Here is a 23024-nt window from a genome sequence, read left to right as displayed (position 1 = left end):
TTCATATTTGACTTACTCCTCGTTGGCCTTGTTCTAAGATGTCTCTGAGCAGTGTTTGGCAGCTGGTGACCGCATCACTCAGTGGTCTTCTCCAGCATGGCTAAAAGCGACTCTTTGAATATGCTATCAACCGGCCTATCGGCGATTGGGAAAATTCGGCAAGTTTTTTGATATCGTTTGGGTATAAGCATATATCTATATGTTTATTCATCATTGCTAGCCTCTCATGTGCCTCGTGAAGACCATGCTAGCCAGCTGCTGCGCCAATCCCATGGATTTTTAGATCTGGCTGCTTGTCATCGGTGAGAGCTTTCGGATGATCGACGTCCCCATGATCCATGCTGGCTGAAAACCGCATTTCTCGCGCCTTGATGGTAGTGTGGGCTCCTACCAGAACCATGAAATCCACGATTTGATGATGTGGTGTTGTGGCTAGAAAATCTTGCCCTCATGCAGGAAGGCTGAACCAAGAAGCAGTTCCATGGGCGATGTATGGGGAAGGGGAGATGAGGTGCTGAGAACAATGGCTCTGAATGTTCAGAGCCAGCAGTTGGTGGCTAGATGGAAATCCCAGCTTGGTGGAGCTAGCCCCGCTCAAGTGGTCACTGGTTTTTCAATCTCGAGTCCAGCTCGGTAAGCCTCGAAAGCATGCTGTGCGGCGCTGATGGCCCGTTGCTGCTCCTGAGCATTGAGCCGTGTTGTGGTGAGTTGTGCCACGAAGTTACGCCAGTGCCAATGTCCCTGCGAAGCTGCGAAGAAACTCACTGGCGCGGCTTCTCCCAAGGTGTCGTGCAAACACCGGACAATGACTTCGGCCCCGAGGCGTGAGCCCTCCAGTACGTAGCGAAGGCCCAGCAACTCTGCGGCACTCCGGGGCACAGAGGGCCTGTGCGAGATGTCCGTGTCAGTCTGCGCAACGCCGAGCGCCGCCAGGTCGGCCTCCAGTGCCGGTAGGCGACAGGGGGAGAGCAGCTCGGCTTGTCCGAGATACATGGCTCCCTCCGCGACGGCGCCCTCCAACGCCGCCTGTGGCGCGTGCAAGGCGAGTAGCGAGCGCCTGTAGCCATCCAGGGTCAGGCCCGGGCGCAGCAGCCGCTGCAGCTCTGGGTGGTGATCCAACGCGTGGTGATAGTCACGGGTGGAATCCCGTAGCTGCAGCAACAGGGCTGGGGCTCGGGCGATGTCTCGGCGCGTTTTACTCATCACGGCCGAAGGCCGAGGCCAGTACTCGCAGCTTGAGCAGCTTGAGGTGGGTGTTGGCGGGCCAGGGACGTGAGTAGCCCAGGCGCTGTTCCACCCAGCGCTCGAAGGAGCGCCTTGGAGCAATGGGATGCTCACCACTCGGGTTCTCGGTGGGCTTGTCGGGGTTGCCGCCCCAGGCCACCTCCTGTACCTCCTCGCGCCGGCACAGCAGCAGACGCAAGCGTCTGCCGTCTTCCAGCGTAACTTCACTCGCCAGCAATCCGGCTACCTCGGAGAGCGGCATGTCCGGGCACTCCCGGGAGAGGCTCTCGCTGATACGGGTGGAACTTGCGTCGCTATCGCACCAGGCTAGCACTGCCTCCAGTGCCTCTGGTTCCAAGTGCAGACCGTCGCTGTACAGGCCGAGCCCGTTATCGAGCATGACCCCGTCTGCGGCGAACTCCTCCCGGAGCCAGCGGCCGATGTTTGGCCAGGCAGCCTCCAGGCCACCCTCGTCGATGACCTCCCGGCTCATGGCGTCGAAGCGTCGTTCGATGGTGTCGGTGAGCTCCATCCGCTGACGGGTTTCGTAGTCGCGACGGGCCAGCTCGTAGCGCTTGACCTTGTCGGCGAGTTGACGGAGTGCCGGTGGTGCCAGCCTGCGCGGCCTATAGGCGTGAAGCGAGATCAGCCCGGCCAGGCGGTTGGCTGTCATCAGCGGAAAGGAGATCGCTCCCACCACGCCCATGTTGGCCATGTAGAGGCGGTGTACCGGTGACACGCTGCGCAGGTCGACCAGGGAGAGATCTGGGCGGCTTGGACTAGCGCTGAGAACTTCTACGCTCTCGGCCTGGGCATTGGGGATGGTGCGCCAGGGATTGCGTGCATAGAGTTCGCGGGCGATCTGGGGAATGTCGCTGGCCGGGAAGCGCAGCCCCAGGTAGCTGCCCTCAGCCGCTTCGCTTCTGGCTTCAGCCAGCACCTCGCCGTCACCCCCCGGTAGAAAGGCATAGAAGAGCACTCGGTCAAAGCCACTCTCGTCGCGCAGCTGGGTCACCAGTGTCTCGCGGGAGGCGGCCACCTCGGTGTCGCTACGGAAGGTAGGCCAGCTGGCGCTTTCACGGCGACTCGGTGTTGAGGGTGCCTCTTCGTCGCCATCGCTGTCTTCGGCGGGCAGCAGCTCAATCAGCACTTGGCCTTCGTCGCCACGTGTTACGGCGATGGCGACGTCATGGTCGGCCAGTGGCCAGGCATCATGGGCGAGACGTGCCCCCGACGCATCGCCGAGCCCCTTAATCGCGTCTTGCAGCGATTCTGGGAGGGGCGCGCCGACGAGCTGCTCGGCCTCGACGCCCAACCACTCCGGCAAGTTGCGTGAGGCGTGGGTGATACGCGCGACGTTGTCCAGCACCAGCAGGGCGCCATGCGGCTGGATGGCCCCGGAGAGGTGCAGCGCCTCCTGCTCGCAGGCGTCGATGAAGCCTCGGGTGACATTCAATGCATGCTACTCCTGTTCCTTGTTGGCATGGCGCATGGGGCTGAGTGCCGCCAGGCGGTGGGCATAATCTGCTTCCTCCTCTGGACGAGCGAGAAGATAGCCTTGTAGAAGATCGCAGCCCTGTTCCCGTAGCCAGTCTCGCTGCACCTCTGTCTCGACCCCCTCGGCCACGGTGGAGAGCTCTAGCGCCTCGGCCATCCCTAGGATGGCACGCACGATCGCCTCATCGTCGCGGTCCAGTCCGCCGAGACCATCGATGAAGCGCTTGTCGATCTTGAGCTCGCTCAGCGGCAGGGTCTTGAGATAGGCCAGCGACGAGTAGCCGGTGCCGAAATCGTCAATGGAGAGCGAGATACCGGCCTCGCGCAAGCGTTCGATGTTGCCCAGGGCGGTGCTGGTGCGCTCCACCAGGGTGCGTTCGGTCAGCTCCATCTGCAGCCAGACGGTGGGGATGGCATAAGTGCGCAGTCGCTCGAGCAGGGTGTCCAGGAACCGCTCATTCTGCAGGCTGGCAGCGGTGATGTTGATGGCAATGGGCTGCGCGGGTAATCCCTTGGCACGCCAACGGGCCAGGGCCTCAATGGCCAGCTGGGCGACACGTTTGTCCACCTCGGTGATAAGTCCGCAGCGCTCTGCCGCCGGGATGAATTCGTCGGGGGACACCTGGCCGAGCTCCGGGTCGTGCCAGCGTAGTAGTGCCTCGGCACCACACATGGCCCCGTCAGAGGTGCGGAACTTGGGCTGGAAGACCAGGCGAAGGTGCTGATCCTTGAGGGCGCGGCGCAGCGCCGACTCCATGTTGGCCTGGTGTACCAGCTGAGCCTGAAGTTCCGGCTTGAACAGTTCGAAACGGTCGCGGCCGCTGTCCTTGGCACGGTACATGGCGGTGTCAGCCGCTTTGGCCAGCTCCGAGGCCTCGCGCCCATCGTCGGGATAGAACGCCAGGCCGATGCTGGCGGACACGAACAGCGAGCGGTGCTGAACCACCACCGGCTCGCGCAGGGCCTCGACGATGCGCTGGGCCACCAGCTCGGCAGACTCCACGGTGGTGTCGTTGAGGATCACCGTGAATTCGTCGCCACCGAGCCGGGCCACGGTATCCATCTCACGCACCGCCTTGGCGATGCGCTCGGCGACCTGCACCAGCAGCTCATCGCCGACGTCGTGCCCCAGGGTGTCGTTGATGGTCTTGAAGTTATCGAGGTCGAGAAACATCAGGGCCAGCTGACGCTCGCTGCGTCGGGCTTGGGCCAGGGAGAGCTCCAGGCGATCCTGGAAAAGGGTGCGGTTAGGGAGTCCGGTGAGCGGGTCATGGGTGGCCAGGTACTCGACCTTGCGCTGGGACTCCTTGAGGTTGGAGATATCGGCGAAGACACCGACGTAGTGGTGATCGCCGTCCTCATCGATGCGGTTGATAGTCAGCCACATGGGGAAGGCCTGGCCGTTCTTGCGGCGATTCCACACCTCGCCCTGCCAGAATCCTTGTTTTTGCAAGGCCTCGCGCATTGCTGCATAGACAGAAGCTTCCTGAGGGCTTTCCGCCAGCAACCGGTAGATCTTTTGCCCCAACGCCTCGTTCGATTCGTAGCCGGTAATGCGGGTGAACGCCGCATTGATGGAAGTGACCATGCCCTCTTGATTGGTTACCACGATGGCCTCGCCGGCCTGCTCGAACACCTTGGCACTCAGGCGCAGCTGACGTTCAGCCTGCTTGCGCAGGGTGATATCCTCGGATTCGGTGATGATCGAGGCGGGGCGACCCTCTGCGTCGCGCAGCACCTGATGCACGGTGCGCAGCACTCGTTCGTGTTCGCCGGGCAGCAGGTGCTCGGCCACCACCGGTCTCTGCAGGCGCAGCGCCTGCATGTCGTGGCTCCATACATCGGCGGCGAAGCTCTCGGGGAAGAGCGCGAAGTCGTTGCGGCCGATGACGATTTGAGGATCCAGCTCGAAGGCCTCGCAGAAGCTCGGGTTGGCAAATTCATAGTGCCCAGAGAGATCCTTCATCGCCAGCAGGATGGTGGTGTTGTGCATAAGGGTATCTAGCCGGGCGCGGGATTCCTTGAGCGCTGTCTGTGCCTGCGTGACTTCGGTTACGTCGACCAGGCTGACCACCAGCAGCTCCACCTCCTCGGTATCGTTGATGCCCGGGGTGACCACCAGCTGAGTCAGCCGCTGGCCCAGGGTGATCAGTTCGTCGCTGGGCTCACCGCTAACGATGGCCCCGTTAAGGTGGCCCTGCAGCGGGGCAAGGGCCTTGGGCAAGCGCAGGCGAGTCACATGCTGGCGCAGTGCGGCGGGACGCAGCTTGAACTGACGAGCCGCTGCGGCGTTGTAGCGACGCAGGTGATACTCACGGTCGAAGACCAGGATCGGGAACTCCAGGGAGTCGTAGAGGTGGGTATACTCCTCGTTGAGCTGCTGGAGTTCCGCCGTCTTGACGTTGAGCTCCTCGTTCAAGCTCATCAACTCTTCGTTGGTGGCCTGCATCTCCTCGTTGGCCGCCTCGAGTTCCTCGTTGGTAGCCTGGAGTTCCTCGTTGGAAGCCTGGGCCTCCTCGTTGAGGGACTGCATCTCCTCGTTGGCAGTGGCCAGCTCCTCGATCAGCGACTGCAGATGCTCGCGCGTCGCCTGGAGCTCGTCCTCTGCCTCGGAGCGCACGGAGCTCGAGGCCATCGGGATGCCGGTCTCGGTACCCGGCGCTTCACACTGTTCCACCATCACCATCAGGTGTCTGTCGTCGGTACCAGAGATCGGGCGTACCGAAAGTCGCCAGGTCTCCTCGCCGACGCGTCGCCGGCGTCCCAACATCACCCTGGGTGACTTGTTCAGCTGATGAAGCATCGAAATCAGCTCGGCACGAAATGGTTCGGCGATCACCTCGGTAATGGCGAACTTGGTATGGCCGCGGGGGAACTGCAGCACCTTCTCGACGCTGCCTGCGGTGTGCAGGATGTTGCCCTGTCCATCGCACAGAGCCACAGTGGCTCCCAGGTGGGCCACCACGCCATCCAGCAGCTGCTGTACTTCGATTTCGCGTCGCTTGCGATGGGGCAGGGCGGAGAGTCGCTTTGGTGTATTTGTGGGCAGTGGCTGAGGATCTCCCTGCTTGCGGTAGGTGCGCTCTCGGCGGTCAAGGGGCACGAATAGCGTCTCGGACTGGCCGGCGCTCTCGCTGCGTCCCAGGAACAGGATGCCGCGCTTGCGCAGGGCGAAGTGGAAGCGCTTGAGCACCCGGGCCTGGAGCTCATTATCGAAGTAGATCAGCACGTTGCGGCAGGTCACCAGGTCCAACCGCAGGAAGGGAGGATCGTCCACCAAGTTGTGGCGGGCGAATACGATCATGTCGCGTAGCCGCTTGCCCGCCTCATAGGTGCTGCTGTATGGCTGAAAGTAGCGCTGCAGCAGTGCCTCGGGTACGGTCTCCAGCGCCGCCGCGGGGTAGAGACCCCGGCGGGCCACAGCCAGGGCATCGTCATCGATGTCGGTGGCGAAGATCTGTACCGTCGGGGCGTCGGGGTCGCCATGCAACGCTTCGGCGAAGAGCATGGCGATAGAGTAGGCCTCCTCACCGGTGGCACAACCAGCCACCCAGACCCGGATATCCTGGTCCTCCTCGCGACAGCGTTTGCAGATGGTGGTGACTTGAGGACGCAGTGCGTCGAAGGCGGCCATATCGCGAAAGAAGGCGGTAACCGAGATCAGGATATCTCGGGCCAGAGTATCGAGTTCGTCCGGCTGCGACTCCACCACACCCAGGTACTCCTCCTGGGTGTGCGTGTTTGTGGCCACCATGCGCCGGCGCAGGCGGCGTGACAGGGTGCCTGCCTTGTAGCCGGAGAAGTCGATGCTGCGGCGCTGCTTGAGCTTTTCCAGCAGCACTGCGGGGATCTCCATGCCGGTGTCGCTGTGGGCCTGAAGGTGCATGCGTGACAGCTCGGCCAGCTTGTCGGCCATTGCCTCGGCGGTGAGCACCACGTCCGCCACGCCGGCTTCGATGGCCGACTGTGGCATGCCGGTGTACTTGGCCGAGGCAGGTTCCTGTACCAGGGTCACGCCCCCGGCGGCCATGATGGTGCGTAGTCCGGCGGTGCCGTCCGAACCGGTACCGGAAAGCACGATGCCGATGGCGTCGTCACCGGTGTCGGCGGCCAGCGAGATGAAGAAGTCATTGATGGAGGGTTTGGGCACCACCTCAGGCCTGGCCTCGACCAGGCTGAAACGCCCCTCGCGCAGGAAGGCATTGGTGTTGGGGGGCACCACGTGGATGACCCCTACCTCGGGTGCCTCGCCATCCTTCAGGGCGCGCACGGTGAGCTGCGTCTCCCGGGCAAGGATCTCAGGCAGCATGCTGCGGTGGCTCGGTGAGACATGCTGGAGCACCACATACGAAAAGGGTAGCGACGGGTCGAGCCCGCGGATCAGCTGTGAGATGGCCTCCAGGCCGCCGGCTGAGGCGCCGATGCCGACTACCGGCACCGAGTGGTCAGAGGTGGTGCGGGTCGTCATGGGGTATGTCCTGTGATGTCGTCGAGTGGCGCCGGCCGCGCGAAGTAGAAACCCTGCAGCAGGTCGCAGCCGCGCCGGCGCATCTCCTCGCGCTGGGCGTCGGTCTCGATGCCTTCCGCCACCACCACCATCGCCATGTGGTGCGCCATGGTGATCACACCCTGGACGATGGCGGCGTTGCGCTCATTGGTGAGGATGTCATGGATGAAGCCGCGGTCGAGCTTCACCTTGTGGATCGGCAGGTCGCGCAGGTAGCTCAGGCTCGAGAAGCCGGTGCCGAAGTCGTCCAGGGCAACCCGCACTCCAAGCTCGCCGAGCTGTCGGATCAGTTCGCTGGCGTGGGTGACGCCCTCCAGCAGGATGCTCTCGGTGACCTCCAGCTCCAGCCGTTCGGGGACCAGGCCGCTCGCGGCCAGGGCCCGCTCGACGTCTTCCAAGAAGCCGGGGCGGCGGAACTGCAGCGAGGAGATGTTGACCGCCAGGGTAGCCGTGGTGCCAGCCTCGGCCAGCAGCGCCGCGGCATCCCGGCAGGCGCGGTGAAGCACCCAACGCCCCAGGGGGATGATCTGGCCGGTCTGCTCGGCCAGCGGGATGAAGACACCGGGAGAGATCAGTCCGCGCTGGGGATGGTGCCAGCGGATCAGCGCCTCGAAGCCGCGCACCCTGCCGTCATCGGCGGCGACGATGGGCTGATAGTGCAGCGCGAACTCCTCGTTGTTGAGCGCGGTGTAGAGGTCGTGGCGCAGCAGCACCTCCTCCGCGGTGATCCGCTGGCCGTCGCCGCGGTACCACTGCCAGGTGTTGCGCCCCTGGCGCTTGGCGCCGCTTACGGCAAGGTCAGCCTGCTGTAGCAGCTCTTGGGCATGGCCGATCCCACCTTCGCTGGTGGCGATGCCGATACTGGCGCTGATGTGTACGGCATGTCCCTCCAAGTAGTAGGGGCGGCTGAGCGCGGACAGCAGACGAGAGGCCAGGTGGTCGCCTGCCTCGCGACTCCGCCCAGGCAGCAGCAGGCAAAACTCGTCGCCGGCCAGGCGGGCGACGGTGTCGCCGGGGGCGAGCAGGCCGCGCAGCCGCTCGGCAACGGCCACCAGCAGGGCATTGCCCACGCGGTGGCCCAGGCCATCATTAACCGCCTTGAAGCCGTCCAGGTCCAGTTGCATCACCAACAGGGGCTGTGACGTCTGCTTTGTCTCGTGGAAGACAGCGGCCAGGCGCTCGTCGAGCAGTGAGCGGTTGGGCAGGCCGGTCAGCAGGTCATGGGTGGCCTGGTAGGCGATCTGAGCCTCGTGCTCACGCTGGCGGGTGATGTCCTTGGCGATGCCGAAGACTCCCTGGGTCTCGCCCTCGACGATGATCGGCAGGGTGGTGAGATCGAGGGCGCGCAGTTCTCCGTCGCGGTGCTCGAGGCTCAGCTCGACCCGGCCCGGCTTGCCAGCCAGGGTGGAATCGAACAATGCCTGCAGGCGCGGGATGTCCGAGGGCGATAGCAGCACCGAGAAGTGCTCGCCCAGCACCTCCTTGTCCTGCCGGCCAGTGATCTCACTGCAGGCGGCGTTGGCGGAGAGCAGACTTCCCTCGCGGTCCAGGGAGAAGACGCCGTCCGGGTGATAAAGGTAGAGCGAGCGAAAGCGCTGCTCCAGGTCGTACTGCGCCTCCAACCGCCGGCGCGCGGCGAGAAGCTCCTGTGAGCGCCCCAGCACCAGGCGCACCAGGCCGAGGCTGAGGGCCAGCAGGTAGCTCAGGATCAGCCCGGAGATGGCGAAGGCACCGGGCATCAGACCGGCGCGTAACAGGGCGGGATAGGAGTCCAGGTGCACGTCGAGGATCAGGCGGGCGCCGCCCGGCAGGCCCACGTGACGGATACCGAGGTGGGGGAGCGGGCGAGCGGAATCGGAGGGCGGCAGGCGGCCGGGCTGGCGCAGCTCGAGCATGGGGTGAGTGGTCTGGATCGCCAGCCGGAAGCGCTGCAGCTGGACACCGAGCTCCCGCTTGAGCAGCTGCGTGAGGTCGGCCCGGGCTACCAGCTGGCGACCTGCCGTGTCCACGGGGGCGGCGATCAGAAGCCGGGTGGGGGCATCCGGCGCCAGTCGGCTGTAGGGTGCCTCCCAGGCAAAGGCGAGCCAGTCCCGGATATCCGCGAGCTCCAGTGTCTGCTGCAGCGCCTCTGAGTCCACTGGTTGCCTCGCCCTCAGGTCGGTGACACGGCCCCGGGGGTCCACCAGCGCCAGTGCCTCCAGATGGGGGGCATGGCGGAAGTAGCTGGCCACATCATGGGCACGCAGGCTCTCGCTATCGGGCTCCTGGCCCTGGCGCCAGGCCAGGCGCTGTATCAGTTCCAGTTGGGCGGTCATGACGCGTTGGGCGTTGAGCTCAACGTTGTCCAGTAGGGTCTCGGCCTGCCGGTGGACGTCGCTCTGTGCGTTCCAGGTGAGCACATACCAGGCCAGGCAGCTCGCCATCACCCCGGCCACGGCGGCGACCTGGGTCAGCCGGCCCACCGGCAGCATCGCCCGCGGGCCACGCCAGGCTGCACCCATCAGAGCGATGCCGCCGAGCAGGGAGTAGAGGGTGGCAAGCATCGGCGCGGAGACGAAGCCCGCGGCCCAGCCGGTGCGGCTGGTGGGTGTCAGCAGCATCACCAGCGACAGGCCGCCGGCGAGCAGCGCCAGCGCCCCGCTGGCCACCCACAGACGCCGCCGCCAGCGGCTCGTCATCCCCACCAGGCTGCACAGGGCAAACAACAGCAGGAGGAGCGCCGCCACCGAGAGGATGCGCGGGCCGCCCGTCACCCAGGAGCTCCCCTGCCAGGCCCCCCCGGCCCAGATGTTGTGGGCCAGGGTGTAGAGGGTGAGGGCGACCAGCGGCAGTGCCGCGGCGAGGCGAAGCCGAGGTGCCGGGTAGAGCCAGCCCAGCAGGCAGAGGCCGGCCAGCAGGCCGGCAAGGGCGGCATCGGCCACCATCAGGCCGCTCAGCGGATAGGCCACGCCCAGCAGATGGGCTACCAGCCCGGTGCCGCCGAGCAGGGTGAAGGTGGTGGCGATCATCAGCAGGCCGATGTCCAGGGCTACATCGCGGATGCGGTAGGGCAGGTTGCTCTCCTCGCGAGGTGGTGCGGCCGTCCTGGCGTGCATGGTGGGCTCCCGGTCAGTCACTGACGATGCGGTTGCGACCCGCGCGCTTCGCCGCATAGAGGGCGTCGTCGGCGCGTTGCATCAGGGTCTCACGGGTGTCGCCCGCGCGATACTGGGTCACCCCGATGCTCAGGGTGATCGCCAGCTCCTCAAGGGGACGAGCCTCCACGGCCTGGCGCAGCCGCTCCAGTGCACAGGTCGCCGCCTCGAGGCTGGCGGCTGGCATGAGCAGGCCGAACTCCTCGCCGCCGATGCGTGCGGCGAGATCGTCACCGCGTAGCTGGCTGCTAAGCAGTTCCCCCAGGCGTTGCAGGACGCGGTCGCCGGCGGCGTGACCGTGGTGGTCGTTGACCGGCTTGAAGTGGTCGATGTCGAGCATCGCCACGCTGAAGGTGGCAGAAGGGCCTGCAAGTGCGGCCTCCAGCGCCTGGTCGAAGCGTCGTCGGTTGGGCAGTCCGGTGAGGACGTCGCTTAGTGCTTCCTGGCCCAGTCGCTGGTTGGTCTGCTCCAGGGCCGCCCGCTGGGCGCTCAGGGTGTCGTGCAGGGACTCGAGCTCGGCCAGTGCCGCGCTTTTCTCGGCCAGGGCGCGCTGGGTCGCCTGGCGGGCCTCGAGCAGTTCCCGCTCCAGGCGATCCTTGCGCGCGATGGTGAGCATCGAGAGCAGGGTGAGGCTGGCGCCCCGATGCAGGATCAGACGGGCGCTGCACAGCACCGGCATGGGCTCGCCTTCCTTGACCCGCAGCGTCAGGTGCACCTCACCGGCTTCGCCGTGCTCGGCCACCCGGTAGGCCAGCAGCCCCAGGTAGAGCATGCGCGCCTCGGGGGTGAAGAGCTCGCTGGCCGGCTGGTCGATGAGGCGGCGCATGGGCGCGCCGAGCCAGTCGCCGAGCGTCCGGTTGACCTGCAAGATCATTCCCTGCTCGTCGATCACCGCCTGCCCGAAGGACGCCAGGTGCCACCAGCGGGCCAGGTCGGCTGCCTGAATCTCCATCAGGGACGGTCCGCTCGGGTCGTGACCCGGCCCTGCAGCGTGCGGGCCAGCAGCTCGGGGTCGGTGAGCTGCGGGTAGTGACCGGCACTTTCCATCACCGCCAGCTCGCTCTCGGGCAGGTGGGCCTGCAGGTACTCGGCGGCCTCCAGTGGCACGATGGCGTCCCGCGCGGTCTGCACGATCAGGCTGGGCACGCTGACCTCGGCCAGGTGGCGACGGGTGTCGCCCAAGAAGATGCTGCGCGCCAGCGGGCGCAGCACCTGCGGCTCTACCGCCAGGAATCGCTCGCGCAGGTCGTGTTCCCGGTCGCCGGTGGCGGCATCGCCCAGTGCCACCTTCGAGAGGGTGCCGGCCCAGTCCAGGTAGTTCTGCTCCATCAGCTGCATCAGCCCGTCGAGCTGCTCGTGGCTGTAGCCGCCACGGTAGTCGGGTGGGTCATCCAGGTAGCGCGCCGAGCTGCACACCATCACCAGCCGGCGGAAGGCCCTGGGGCGAGCCATCGAGGCGAGCAGGCCGATGGTGCCGCCGATGGAGTGGCCGAGCATCACCGCACCCTCTAGCGAGAGGGCATCACACAGGGCGACGATGTCTTCTGCGTGGCCGGCCGGGGTGGCGTGGCGCTCGGGGTCGAAGGCCTCGGGTGCGGCGCAGCCGAAACCGGCCAGGTCCACCAGGATCAGGCGATAGTCGGCCTCCAGGTAGGGCAGTAGTCGCCGCCAGGCGGTCTGGTCGCAGCCGAAGCCATGGATCAGCAGCAGCGGGGTCTCGCCACGACCGTGCTCGGTGATGTTCAACAGGTGGCGGATATCGGCCATTGGGGCTCCTGGGGCAAAGCATCCTGGTCGGAAATAACTACAGAGTGAGTGGAGGCCTCGAGAAGCTCAAGGCTGCAGCGCGTTGCATCACAAGTCTCGCAGAGGCCTTGCAGGGCATATCCGACGATTAGGCATGAAAGATGCCCCTTTTGAACGGTATGGCGAGGAGGCCCTGGCGATATGCTTGCTATCCCGCCCGGAATACGCACTGGGATGCCTCGTCCACTCCCCGCTGTGGAGGTGATCTACCCCAGTGAACAGGCGACTCTGTGTCTGATGGAGTCTCACCGTGTTGATCCTTGATCGAGATGATCGTCCGCTTGCCCAGACCGCTTCACTGTCACCACCCGAGATACAGCCGCATGGCGCCTTGCTGGTGCTGGATGCCGCCTGCAGCACGGTGCTGCAGGCGAGTGAGAACCTGAATGACTTCACTGGGGTGACGCCCGAAGTGGCAATTGCCAATGGGCCCAAGGCGGTGCTGGGACGGAGTACCCTTCAGCGTCTCCAGCGCGTGATTCAGGGGAACGGAGACGTCGGTGGTACCTTGCGGGTCAAGCGTAAGGTGGGACAGCTCAGCTTTCGCTTCCAGCTGGAAGCCTCGCTTCAGGAAGAGGGCGTGCTGCTCGAGGTCGAGCGCGTCGGTACCCTCAATCAGCGAAACCTCCTGGCCGATGTCAACGCCTGGATACGCCGGCTTGCCGACGCCAATCATGTCGATGCACTTCTGGCGTGCCTGACGCAGGGGGTCAAGCAGCTCACAGGATATGAAAGGGTGGTGGTTTGTGCCTTCGATGCGGAAGGGCATGGGGCGGTGGTGTCGGAGAGTGTTGACCATGATGTTCGTCCCCTGCTGGGCATGCGTTTTCCCAGCCGGGACTTCCCGCCCGATGTCCGTCAGCGTTTCGACGTTCTCCCGCTGCGCTATGTGCCTGATATACAAGCGCCTGGCGTGTCGATAATTGCGGGAGGCGAGGCCGCATTCCTGGATCTCCGGCACGCTGCTGGAGGCCTGAGAGAGCTGTCGGTGGAGCAGCGACAATACCTGAAACGCATGGGGGTTGAGAGCGTGCTGACCATGGCGATTCGAGGTGACTCGGGTGTCTGGGGGCTGCTCGTTGGGCAGGCCGGGCAAGCCCATCATGTAGTGCCGGAGATACGCGATGCGGCCATGGGGCTGGTACAGATGGCCACGCAGCGGCTCTTTCTTCTCAAGGCAAGGGCCGAAGCCCGCTATCGCCAGCGGGTGCAGGATAGTCGCGACCTGCTGGCCTCGCAGCATGCCGGACTTTTGACTCCGGCGGAGCTGTTGGTGCGACACGGCGATGACTGGCTGGCGCTGTTTCGGGCCAGCGGTGTCGCACTGGTATCCCCGGGGGTACAGGAGACCCGAGGAGAGGTGCCATCCCACCATCAGTTGGCCCTGTTCAGGGAGCGCCTCGAGAGAGGTCATCAGCATGGTGGTCCCTGGTACACCGATTCGGCCAGCGAAGACCCGCTGACAAAGGATCTGGAGCTTGGAAGTGCCTGCGGCGTGCTGGCCGTGCCGATGCTGACCGCAGGCAATATCCGTCGCTGGCTCATGTTGTTTCGCGCCGAGCTTCGCCAGTCACATACCTGGGCGGGGATGCCGGAAACCGGCAAGCTGGCCGTGGAGCCGTCCGGGTCGTCACGCCTGCTCGAGCGTCATCAGGTGTGGCGAGAGGAGGTCCGTGGGCACAGTGAGGAGTGGGAGCGGGTCGAGAGGCTGGCCGCGATGGATCTGGCCGAGGACCTGGCGGTGATGGAGTCCGCCGAGGAAATCTCGCATCTCAATGCCCGCCTGCAGCGCAAGAGTGAGCGGCTCAAGGAGGCCAATGCGCGCCTGTTGGAGCTGGCTCACCGGGACTCCTTGACCGGCGTGGCCAATCGCTACCGGATCGAGCAGCTGATGGAAGAGGAGTTGGCCGCCGCAGATCGTTATGGACGCCCACTTTCCGTGTTGCTGCTGGATGTCGATCACTTCAAGCATATCAATGACACCCAGGGCCATGATCTCGGTGACCAGGCCCTTGTCGCCCTCGCGGAAGAGCTGACCAGAACGCTGAGAAGCTGTGACTATGTCGGTCGTTGGGGCGGCGAAGAGTTCATCGTGCTTGCTACCAGCTCGGACCGGGTCGCCGGTGAAGGACTGGCTCGACGCTTGCGCGAACGTGTGGAAGCATTGGAGGTGCCTGGCCTGCCACACGGGCTCACCGTTAGCATCGGAGTGGCTAGCTGGCGAAAAGGGGATAGCCGCAAGGGGTTGGTACAACGCGCGGATGAAGCGATGTACCAGGCCAAGAGTGCGGGACGCAACCGCGTACGCCTCGCCACCTGAGTGACCTCGCTAAGGAGCAGCGTGTTGATGCATCAACCAAGCCATATCCTGGTCGAGCCGGTGTTCGATGACGAGTGGACCCATGTCGCCGAGCGAGCCTTCTTCACGACAGATGCCACCAGTGAGGATCAGCTAACTCAGAGCGCCAGGGCCTGCTGTCACCTGCTGTATGAGACCGGGCTCGATCGGCTGGTGGGGAATCGCCTGCTGTGGCTGGACCTGGGAGGCGAGTGGCTGGCCTACCCTGAGCTGTGGCCGGCGCAGCCCGACCGACTTCGGATCATCCTGCCGGCGGAGCCGTCGAAGCGGCCGGGAACGCGCACGATCCAGCGCCTTAGGTCGGAGGGCTATCGCCTGGGGATGCACCTGGCCGAGGATGAGTCACCAGACCCGGAACTGCTGGATGCCGTCGACCTGCTGCTGGTCGACGGCAGGTGGTCGCTTGTGCCAGAGGCATACCTCTCCTGGCGACAGTCGGGTGGGCGAGTAGCAGCTTGTGGTATCGATAGCCTGAGCGAGCTCAACGCCTCGCGGGAAGCAAGCTGCGACCTTTTCTCAGGCCGCTGCCTGGAGCAGCCGGTAACACATGCGCCTGTGCACCCGGGGCGACATGGCAATCCCAATATCAAGCTGCGCCTTTTCTCCGAGCTTTATCGAGTCGACGTCAGCCTGGAGTCCATAGAGCGCTACATCATCCAGTACCCCTACCTGCACGCGAGTATCATCAAGCTGGCCCATTCGAGCTACTTTCAGCCGCCAAGCCAGCCGCTGGGGCTTCGCCAGGCCATTATGGTCATCGGCCTGCGGGAGCTTCGGGTACTGGTGGCCACCTTGTTGCTGGCCTATGACACACCGCGGCTGGTATTCACTCTGCGTCAGGCCCTGGTGCGAGGGTTCATGTGCCGTGCACTGGCCCGTCCCTTCGCATCGCTTGAAGCCGAGCATGCCTTCTCGACGGGGTTCTTCTCGTTGATGGATCGGCTGTTGCAGATCGACCAGCAGACCCTCTTGATGGAGATTCCTCTCCACGACGACATCGTCCGGGCGCTGCGTGAGCGGCGAGGTGAGCAGGGGGCGCTGCTCACACTGGTCGAGGAGTATGAGACGCTCCAGGCCGATGCAGAGGCGCACGCCGACCAGCTGGCGATGGATCAGTTGCGCGGCGCCTACCTGGAGGCCGTGGCTCAGACGCAGGCGCTCATGGCGTTACGTTGAGGGCCGGGTGGCATGCGTCATCGATCAGCTTTCGAGAAGCTGTGCGCGTAGGCGGCGAATCGCCTGGCTATGCAGCTGGCAGACGCGAGATTCGCTGACTCCCAGCACCAGGCCGATCTCCTTGAGGTTCAACTCTTCCTGGTAGTAGAGGGCCATCAGCAGTTTTTCCCGCTCCGGAAGTGCCTCGATGGCGGCGGCGAGCCGGGTCTGGTCCTCGAAGGCTTCCAGCAGCGCCTGTGGTGCCTCGCTATCCGCATGATCAGGGGCCGGTTCACCGCCGGCAGCCACTACCTCCTCGAAGGGCATCAGCAAGCCACAGTTCGTGTCATTGAGCAGCTTCTGGTATTCGACCAGGGGCATGCCCAGGTCATCGGCAATCTCGCGCTCGTCGGGCGCGCGCCCCAGTTGCTGGGCCAAGCGTCGATGGCTCTCTTCCATGGCGCGGGCCTGACGCCTGACGCTGCGAGGAAGCCAGTCACGCGTGCGCAACTCATCGAGCATGGCGCCCCGGATTCTTTGGCTGGCGAAGGTTGCGAAGGTGGCGCCGGCGCTGGCGTCATAGCGGTTGAACGCATCGAGCAGGCCCACCGCGCCTGCCTGGATCAGGTCGTCCAGGTCAACACTGGCCGGCAGCCGCACCTGCAGGGCCAATGCCTGGCGGCGCACCATCGGCAGGTATTGATCAAGCAGGCTGCCTTGATCGACTTTGCCCTTAGCCGTGTACATGCATGCCCTCGCGAGTCGTGGTCCCACGTATGCCATTATTGGCCAGGTCGGATATCGGGCAACGGGTGAGAAAGCAGGAGTTTGGCCTACTAATCATGGGTTAGCGGTAATCGACGATGATCCGAAGGTGGCGAATCTGGATCGGTGGGCCCTGCGGAGAGAGTCGGCGGAAGCGGAAGCGCAGGTCGCCATCCGCAGGTTTGCCGTACAAGGCGTCGGTCCAGCCGAAGGGATGGACCACCTCTACACACGCTTCCTGATGGCACAGTGAGGCCGCGAAGCCACCCGGGGCCGCGTCGTGGTCGAATCGCCAGCGGACCCGAGTGACCTGCCGGCCGGACAACGAGGCGGCGCCCGGGGGCGCGAGGGGTGTCTCGACCGTGCGTCCCGGAATCACGAGACGCGGCCCCGGGGCCTGCTGTGACCAGCTTCCCGAGGCATGGGCATCCGCGACGACCAGCATCCCGACGAGTGCCACCATCGTGCGAAGCTTCATGCCGACACCACCAGCAAGTCGATGTCGAAAACTGCTTTGGCCACGGCACGCACGTTGGGCACCAACCCCTGGGTCGGCGGCGCCGGGTGAAGCATGATCATCTGGCGGGGGCCGGGCTGCTCCTGCAGGAGCTTCAGGGTGTCATGGGCTCGCCGGAAGGCTTGTCGGTCGTCATCGACCCAGAGCCCCCAGCGCGCCTGTTGCTGGGCTAGGCACGGCAGGTCAGGCGAGTCCGCCATGACCGGCACAATCCGCCAGGCATCCGGGTCTGCGACCCAGTGGCGCCCCGCACTGCCCCAGCGCTCGAGCACCTGCCGGACCCGGGCAACCTGGGCGCTGGAAGTATCGCCAAGGCCCACCACCATCAGGGTGTGCTGGGCCGTTGGCGGTGACGCCGGAGACGATTCCGTCGGTGACGATGTCAAAGCGTCCATGGGAGAGGTGTCCTTCGGTGCTGCCTCGCCTGACTCCGACGCCGTTTCTTGCCGTTGCATCCACTGCCGCAAGCCCTGTGCCTGATCAGCTGCCATGCGCGCTGCCTCCCCGCCACTGGGTGCCAAGATTGACGAAGGTGTCTTCCACCAGGAACAACAGGATCAAGCCGTCGAGCATCGCCTGTGTTCCGGCACGTCGCCTGCTGCCGTTAAGGGCCAGCAACTCACCTCTCAGGTCCATGGCCCAGGAGGCTTGCGTGGCAGTCAGGTGACAGGCAAGGCCCGCAAGGCCGGCGGCCATGGCCAGGCGCCAGTTGCGGTCAAGCTCGCCCAGCGGCGTCTCGGCTAGCGCCTTGTCAGCCCGCGCGGTCAGCGTCGTCATCGTGTCCAGCATGACCAGGCGACCCAGCAGGGGAGTGAGTGCAGAGGGTGCAGTCGCGGAGGCGACCCAGTAACGCTCGCTTGCGATCTTGCCACTCTCGGCATGGGTCAGCCGGGCGTACCATGCCGCCAGAGGGGAGCCCTCGCTTTCCCCGGGGGACAGTCCTTGGGGTAGCGAGAGGTGATGCAAGTCGGCAATAAGCGGTTGCTGACGAAGCACCGTCTGTTGTTGATCCTGCCAGGTCGCCAGTGGAGCGAGTTCCCTGATGGGCTGTCGGGCTCCGGCGTGCCAGAGGCGGTTAAGCGGGCTGGCATGGCTCAGCCAGGCACACCCGTCGCTGTCCAGCCGGCGGCGCGTCTCGGCATCGGGCAGGCTGGGCAGGATATGCAGGCGTGGCTGCCAGTCCGAGGACCAGGCCAGCCGTTCCGGCCACCCTGCCGGCTGCTGATGCTGCAGCAGCGGCAACCCGCAGGGCATCCCTTCCTCGGTCAGCCACAGTGCCGGCATGGCCCAGGTCTGGCCACGGGCCGGTCCCGGGCGAGCCCAGAGCAGGCAGTTCGCCTCGGCCGGTCGTCCCTGCAGGCGTGCCAGGGCGTCGCCTTGCCGGTCTGCCGGGAGGTCGGTCAGCTCCCAGGCCGCTTCCAGGGCGCTGAAGCCGGGTACCTCACGACGCAGGGTCTGCCACAGGGTTGCCAGATTTCTGCCCTGACCGAGCAGTTGGCGTGACAGCCGGCTCAGGCGTGGAGCCTCGGCCCCCGAGTGCCAGGTGCTGTCGGCATGTTCGGTGCCCTGGGCCAGCGCCTGCTGAGCGAGGGTGTCGGCCTGCACCGGTGACAGGTCTTCCGGTACGCGCTGTCCATGAGAGACATAGTGCAGGCGTAACCCATGGCGGATCACGACATCCAGCACCGGCGCCAGTCGTGCGGCCTCGTCGTGCTTGGTGAGCATGGCATCGCGTAATGGATGACCGGCGGCACTGGCTGCGCGCTGATAGGTGGTGACCACCTCCTCGAGGGTCTCCCCCTGGTTGCCAGCATTCAGCAACAGCAGCAGGTGCAGGGGGCGGCCCGTGGCGTGCAGGCTCTCCAGCTGGTCCACCAGGCGTGCATCGCGCTGGCTCATGCCCACGGTATCGACGATCACCATTTGCTTGTCGGCCAGGCGTGGTAGCAGCGTCTCGAGGGGAGTGTCGCTGTCGACGGTGAGCAGGGAGACACCAAGCAGCTCGGCGTAGATGCGGAGCTGTTCATGCGCGCCAATGCGGTAGCTGTCGGTGCTGACCAGTGCCACCGCATCGGCGCCAAGGCGCATGACCTGGCGTGCCGCCAACTTGGCGGTGGTGGTGGTCTTGCCGACACCGGTCGGGCCGACCAGCGCCACGATGCCACCTGCAGAGAAGGGGTCATGGGCCGTTTCGTGGCTCAGCCGCCGGGTAAGACGCTGCATCAGCCACTCACGCCCCTCGGCGATACGCGTGGGGGCATCGGCAAGCTCCGGTGGCAGGCCGGTCAGCAGGCTGTCGGCGAGCGGCTTGCTGAACCCGGCGTTGTGGAGCTCCTGCATCAACTGCGCCGTCAGTGACTTCTCGCCAGGGGCCACCCGTGGGCGATCCAGCAGGGTCCGCATCTCCTGCATCTCACCGAGCAGGCGCTTTCCCAGGGCGGCGAAGTCCTGCTCAAGCGGCTCGGTTGGGGGCCCAGCAGGACGGGGGGCGTGCTTTACGGGAGCATCGTCGACGACCTCAGATGGGGAGGCCAGTCTCAGGGGGCGCCGCTCCAGCTGTGGATCGGGTGTTGGCTCGGCAGGTGCCTTGGCGCTCGAGGGAACTGCTGGCGGCAGAGCCTCGGGCGCCTGGGCGGCGGCCACGGCATGCTCCTCCGCCATGGCCAGGATTTCGAAGCCCTTTTCCGTGCGTCGGTTAGCCAGGATCAGGGCGTCATCACCCAGGGCATCCCTGACCCGGCGCATGGCATCCCGGCTGTTGACGCCGGTGAAACGAATCACACTCATGGTGTCGTATTATCCTCTCGATGCAGCCTGACCGCCGACGAGGCTTGTGACCCTCAACGTTCGGTCGGCGGGGACTTCGGCTTGCGACATCACGACAAGATGGGGGAGCTGGCGGCGCAGGAAGCGTGACAGGAGTGGTCTGAGCGCATGCTGAACGACCATCACCGGCGGCTCCCCGCGTGTCTCCTGTTCCGTCAGGGCGATACCGGCCTGTTCCATCAGGGTATCGGCGAGCCCCGGCTCCAGGGCGCTGTTGTTGTTCATGGCCTGCAGCAGCACACGCTCAAGGCCGGCATCCAGGCCGATGACGCGCATCTCCTCGCCCGGCGGGAACCACTGCTGGGTGATGCCGCGGCCCAGGGCGATGCGCACCTGGGCCACCAGCTCGTTGACATCCTGTTGGTGGGGGGCGTACTCGGCCAGGGTGTCGAGGATGGTCGGCAGATCCCGGATCGATACTTCCTCCTGCAGCAGAGACTGCAGGATGCGCTGCAGGGTGGTTAGCGTCAGTGCCTTGGGGACGACTTCTTCCACCAGGGCCTTCTGTTCCTCGCCGAGCTTGTCGAGCAGCTGCTGCACCTCATGCCTTCCGAGCATGTCGGCGGCGTGTTGCTGAAGCAGGTGGTTGAGGTGGGTTGCCACCACCGTTCCTGCGTCCACCACGGTATAGCCGTACACCTGGGCCAGCTCACGCTGATCCTGCTGGATCCAGCGGGCCGGCAGCCCGAAGGCTGGGTCCTGGGTGGGCGTGCCCTCGACCTCCCCGGAGACCTGCCCGGGGTTGATGGCCAGCCAGCGGCCCGGGAAGGATTCTCCCCGGCCGATCTCCACGCCCTTCAACGAGATCACATAGGTGTTGGCGCCGAGCTCGAGATTGTCACGGATATGCACCACGGGCGGCAGGAAGCCGATCTCCTGGGCGAACTTCTTGCGAACGCTCTTGATGCGACCGAGGAGTTCCGCGTCCTGGCGCTCGTCGACAAGCGGTATCAGACGATGGCCGACCTCGAGGCCGAGCGGGTCGACCAGCTGGACATCATCCCAGCTGGCTTCCGGCGCCTCTGGTGCTGGGGGCGGAGGCGCCTGCAGATCGGCTTCGGCCTGCTCCCTGGCGGCCCGGCGCTGCAGCGTCCATGCCAGGCCAGCGAGCACGCCGGTAAACAGCAGGAACACCAGATTCGGCATGCCGGGCACCAGGCCCAGCAGGCCCATCACCGCGGCGCACAGGATCAGGACCTGAGGGCTGACGAACAGCTGACTCATCATCTGCTGGCCGACGTCCTGATCGGTGTTGACGCGAGAGACCGTCACGCCGGCCGCGGTGGAGATCACCAGGGCCGGAATCTGCGCCACCAGGCCATCGCCGATGGTCATCAGCGTATAGGTGCGAGCCGCGTCGCCGAACGCCATGTCGTGCTGCAGCATGCCGATCAGCAGGCCGCCGATCACGTTGACCACCATGATCACCAGGCCGGCCATGGCATCGCCACGCACGAACTTGCTGGCGCCATCCATGGAGCCGTAGAAGTCGGCCTCCTGGGCAACCTCGGCGCGGCGCCGGCGAGCGTCCTCCTCGCCGATCAGACCGGCATTGAGGTCGGCATCGATCGCCATCTGCTTGCCGGGCATGGCATCGAGCATGAAGCGAGCCCCGACCTCGGCGATGCGGCCGGCACCCTTGGTGATTACCATGAAGTTGATCACCACCAGGATGGCGAACACCACCAGGCCCACGGCGAAGTTGCCGCCGATCAGGAACTGGCCAAACGCCTCGATGACCCGTCCGGCGGCATCTCCGCCTTGATGGCCCTCCATCAGGATGACCCGGGTAGACGCCACGTTGAGCGAGAGGCGCAGCAAGGTGGTGAACAGCAGCACCGCGGGGAAGGCGGCGAAGTCCAGTGGCTGCCGGGTGAACATGCTGACCAGCAGGACCATCACCGCAAGAGCGATGTTGAAGGTGAAGAACATGTCCAGGGCGAAGGGCGGCAATGGCAGGATCAGCATCGCCATCACCAGCAGGATCAGCAGCGGGCCCGCCAGCAGCTTCATCTGTACCTGGCGCAGGGCAGTGGTATGCCCCAGCAGTTGGTTCAACGCTTTCAAGGTGCGGCTCCAGGCAGGTCGTCCGCATCGGCACCGGGATCGAGTGCCTCGGGAACCGGCAGGTCGTAGGGAGTATCGAGGGGTGTGCTGCCATCCCGGGCGCGCAGGCTGTATGCCCACGCCATCACCTCGGCCACGGCGGTGTACAGGGTAGCCGGGACCTCTTGTTCAAGGTCCACGTGCTGATAGAGCGCACGCGCCAGCGGCGGTGCTTCCAGCTGAGGCACCTGGTGTTCGCTGGCGATCTCGCGGATGCGCAGGGCAACGTCGTTGCGTCCCTTGGCCACCACGCAAGGGGCCCCCATGCGCGCTCCGTCGTAGCGCAGGGCGACGGCGAAGTGGGTGGGGTTGGTGACGATGACATCCGCCTCGGGAACCTGGCTCATCATGCGCCCGCGAGCCATGGCTTGCTGCTGGGAGCGGATCCGTGCCTTGACGTGCGGGTCACCCTCCGTCTCCTTGTGCTCACGTTTCACCTCTTCCTTGGACATGCGCAGCTTCTTGGCGTGGTTCCAGAGCTGGAACGGGACATCGATGAGGATGACGACCAGCAGTGTCAGCACCACCAATCCACCCGCCTGGGCCGACATGGTCAGGGCACTGGCCAATGCCTGCTGGATCGGCTGATCCATCAGTGCCAGGAAGTCGTCACGCCGTGCCCACAGGAAGGCGACCGCGACGCTGCCCACCAGCACCGACTTGGCGATCGCCTTGGCCAGCTCGACGAGTGCCTGCACGCCGAACATGCGCTTGAGCCCCTTGAAGGGGTTGAGCTTGGAGAGCTGTGGCTGGAGGGACTTGGCCGAGATCAGCCAGCCACCCAGCAAGGCGGGTGCCACCAGGGCCACCACGGTGAGCAGCAGGAACAGCGGCAGCAGGGCCAGCAGGGTGCGCTCCCCCAGTGCCAGCGCCAGGGTCAGCATCGGCATGACCTCCAGTGCCTCGCGACGCTCGAACAGGAAGGCTTGTTCCATGACCAGCCCAAGCTGGTCGTAGAGCATGCTGCCCATGCCCCAGAGTCCACCGACCCCGGCCAGCAGTAGCATGAAGGTGGTCAGCTCACGGGAACGGGCGACCTGGCCCTCCTCGCGGGCCTTCTCCAGCCGTCGGGGCGTAGCGGGTTCGGTCTTTTCCTGGTCGCTGCTCTGATCGGCCATGCCCGGCGGT

14 protein-coding genes are annotated in these 23024 nt (G+C 65.3%); 2 read left to right on the top strand and 12 right to left on the bottom strand.

Annotated features, from left to right (window positions below):
- Nucleotides 1–594: 594 nt before the first annotated feature.
- From E0702_RS11240 to E0702_RS11215, 6 genes are read right to left on the bottom strand one after another with little or no spacing between them, the layout of a single operon-like run.
- Nucleotides 595–1161: a biliverdin-producing heme oxygenase gene (locus E0702_RS11240; RefSeq protein WP_165927524.1), complete on the bottom strand. Its 567-nt coding sequence runs from the start codon at nucleotides 1159–1161 to the stop codon at nucleotides 595–597.
- Between the two features lie 34 nt (nucleotides 1162–1195).
- Complete coding sequence (locus E0702_RS11235) at nucleotides 1196–2680, bottom strand: GAF domain-containing protein (RefSeq protein ID WP_132043873.1); 1485 nt, start codon at nucleotides 2678–2680, stop codon at nucleotides 1196–1198.
- A gap of 6 nt (nucleotides 2681–2686) precedes the next feature.
- Nucleotides 2687–7189: an EAL domain-containing protein gene (locus E0702_RS11230; RefSeq protein WP_132043871.1), complete on the bottom strand. Its 4503-nt coding sequence runs from the start codon at nucleotides 7187–7189 to the stop codon at nucleotides 2687–2689.
- Nucleotides 7186–10323 carry a putative bifunctional diguanylate cyclase/phosphodiesterase gene (locus tag E0702_RS11225; RefSeq protein ID WP_165927523.1) on the bottom strand — a complete coding sequence of 1046 codons (3138 nt, stop codon included), beginning with the start codon at nucleotides 10321–10323 and terminating at the stop codon, nucleotides 7186–7188. The genes E0702_RS11230 and E0702_RS11225 overlap by 4 nt, the downstream gene beginning before the upstream one ends.
- Nucleotides 10324–10336: 13 nt before the next feature.
- Nucleotides 10337–11314 carry a GGDEF domain-containing protein gene (locus E0702_RS11220; RefSeq protein WP_132043867.1) on the bottom strand — a complete coding sequence of 326 codons (978 nt, stop codon included), beginning with the start codon at nucleotides 11312–11314 and terminating at the stop codon, nucleotides 10337–10339.
- Nucleotides 11314–12129 (bottom strand): alpha/beta fold hydrolase, encoded by an 816-nt coding sequence (locus E0702_RS11215; protein ID WP_132043865.1) that lies wholly within the window; start codon nucleotides 12127–12129, stop codon nucleotides 11314–11316. The genes E0702_RS11220 and E0702_RS11215 overlap by 1 nt, the downstream gene beginning before the upstream one ends.
- A gap of 289 nt (nucleotides 12130–12418) precedes the next feature.
- On the opposite strand from E0702_RS11215, the gene E0702_RS11210 reads away from it, so the two are divergent.
- Nucleotides 12419–14488, top strand: a complete 2070-nt coding sequence (locus tag E0702_RS11210) for a sensor domain-containing diguanylate cyclase (RefSeq protein ID WP_132043863.1) — start codon at nucleotides 12419–12421, stop codon at nucleotides 14486–14488.
- A gap of 27 nt (nucleotides 14489–14515) precedes the next feature.
- Nucleotides 14516–15703 carry an HDOD domain-containing protein gene (locus E0702_RS11205; protein ID WP_132043861.1) on the top strand — a complete coding sequence of 396 codons (1188 nt, stop codon included), beginning with the start codon at nucleotides 14516–14518 and terminating at the stop codon, nucleotides 15701–15703.
- 24 nt (nucleotides 15704–15727) lie between these two features.
- On the opposite strand, the gene E0702_RS11200 is transcribed toward E0702_RS11205, so the two are convergent.
- The 6 genes from E0702_RS11200 to flhB all read right to left on the bottom strand — a co-directional run bounded on the left by E0702_RS11200 (nucleotide 15728) and on the right by flhB (nucleotide 23014).
- A complete protein-coding gene (locus E0702_RS11200; protein ID WP_132043859.1) occupies nucleotides 15728–16429 on the bottom strand; it encodes an RNA polymerase sigma factor FliA in 702 nt (233 codons plus the stop codon).
- A gap of 100 nt (nucleotides 16430–16529) precedes the next feature.
- Complete coding sequence (locus E0702_RS11195; RefSeq protein WP_132043857.1) at nucleotides 16530–16925, bottom strand: flagellar protein FlhE; 396 nt, start codon at nucleotides 16923–16925, stop codon at nucleotides 16530–16532.
- Complete coding sequence (locus E0702_RS11190) at nucleotides 16922–17359, bottom strand: hypothetical protein (RefSeq protein ID WP_132043855.1); 438 nt, start codon at nucleotides 17357–17359, stop codon at nucleotides 16922–16924. The genes E0702_RS11195 and E0702_RS11190 overlap by 4 nt, the downstream gene beginning before the upstream one ends.
- 85 nt (nucleotides 17360–17444) lie before the next feature.
- Entirely contained in the window at nucleotides 17445–19751 is a 2307-nt protein-coding gene (gene flhF / locus E0702_RS11185) for a flagellar biosynthesis protein FlhF (RefSeq protein WP_132043853.1), read from the bottom strand.
- Nucleotides 19752–19760: 9 nt separating this feature from the next.
- The gene (gene flhA, locus E0702_RS11180; protein WP_132043851.1) at nucleotides 19761–21857 is read right to left on the bottom strand and encodes a flagellar biosynthesis protein FlhA; all 2097 of its coding nucleotides are present in this window, start codon (nucleotides 21855–21857) and stop codon (nucleotides 19761–19763) included.
- Nucleotides 21854–23014 (bottom strand): flagellar biosynthesis protein FlhB, encoded by a 1161-nt coding sequence (flhB, locus tag E0702_RS11175; RefSeq protein ID WP_132043849.1) that lies wholly within the window; start codon nucleotides 23012–23014, stop codon nucleotides 21854–21856. The genes flhA and flhB overlap by 4 nt, the downstream gene beginning before the upstream one ends.
- Nucleotides 23015–23024: the final 10 nt, after the last annotated feature.

Origin of the sequence: Halomonas marinisediminis, from assembly GCF_004347715.1 — a bacterium.
In the GTDB taxonomy this organism is placed as follows: domain Bacteria; phylum Pseudomonadota; class Gammaproteobacteria; order Pseudomonadales; family Halomonadaceae; genus Halomonas; species Halomonas icarae.
This window is presented reverse-complemented; position numbering and strand designations above follow the sequence as displayed.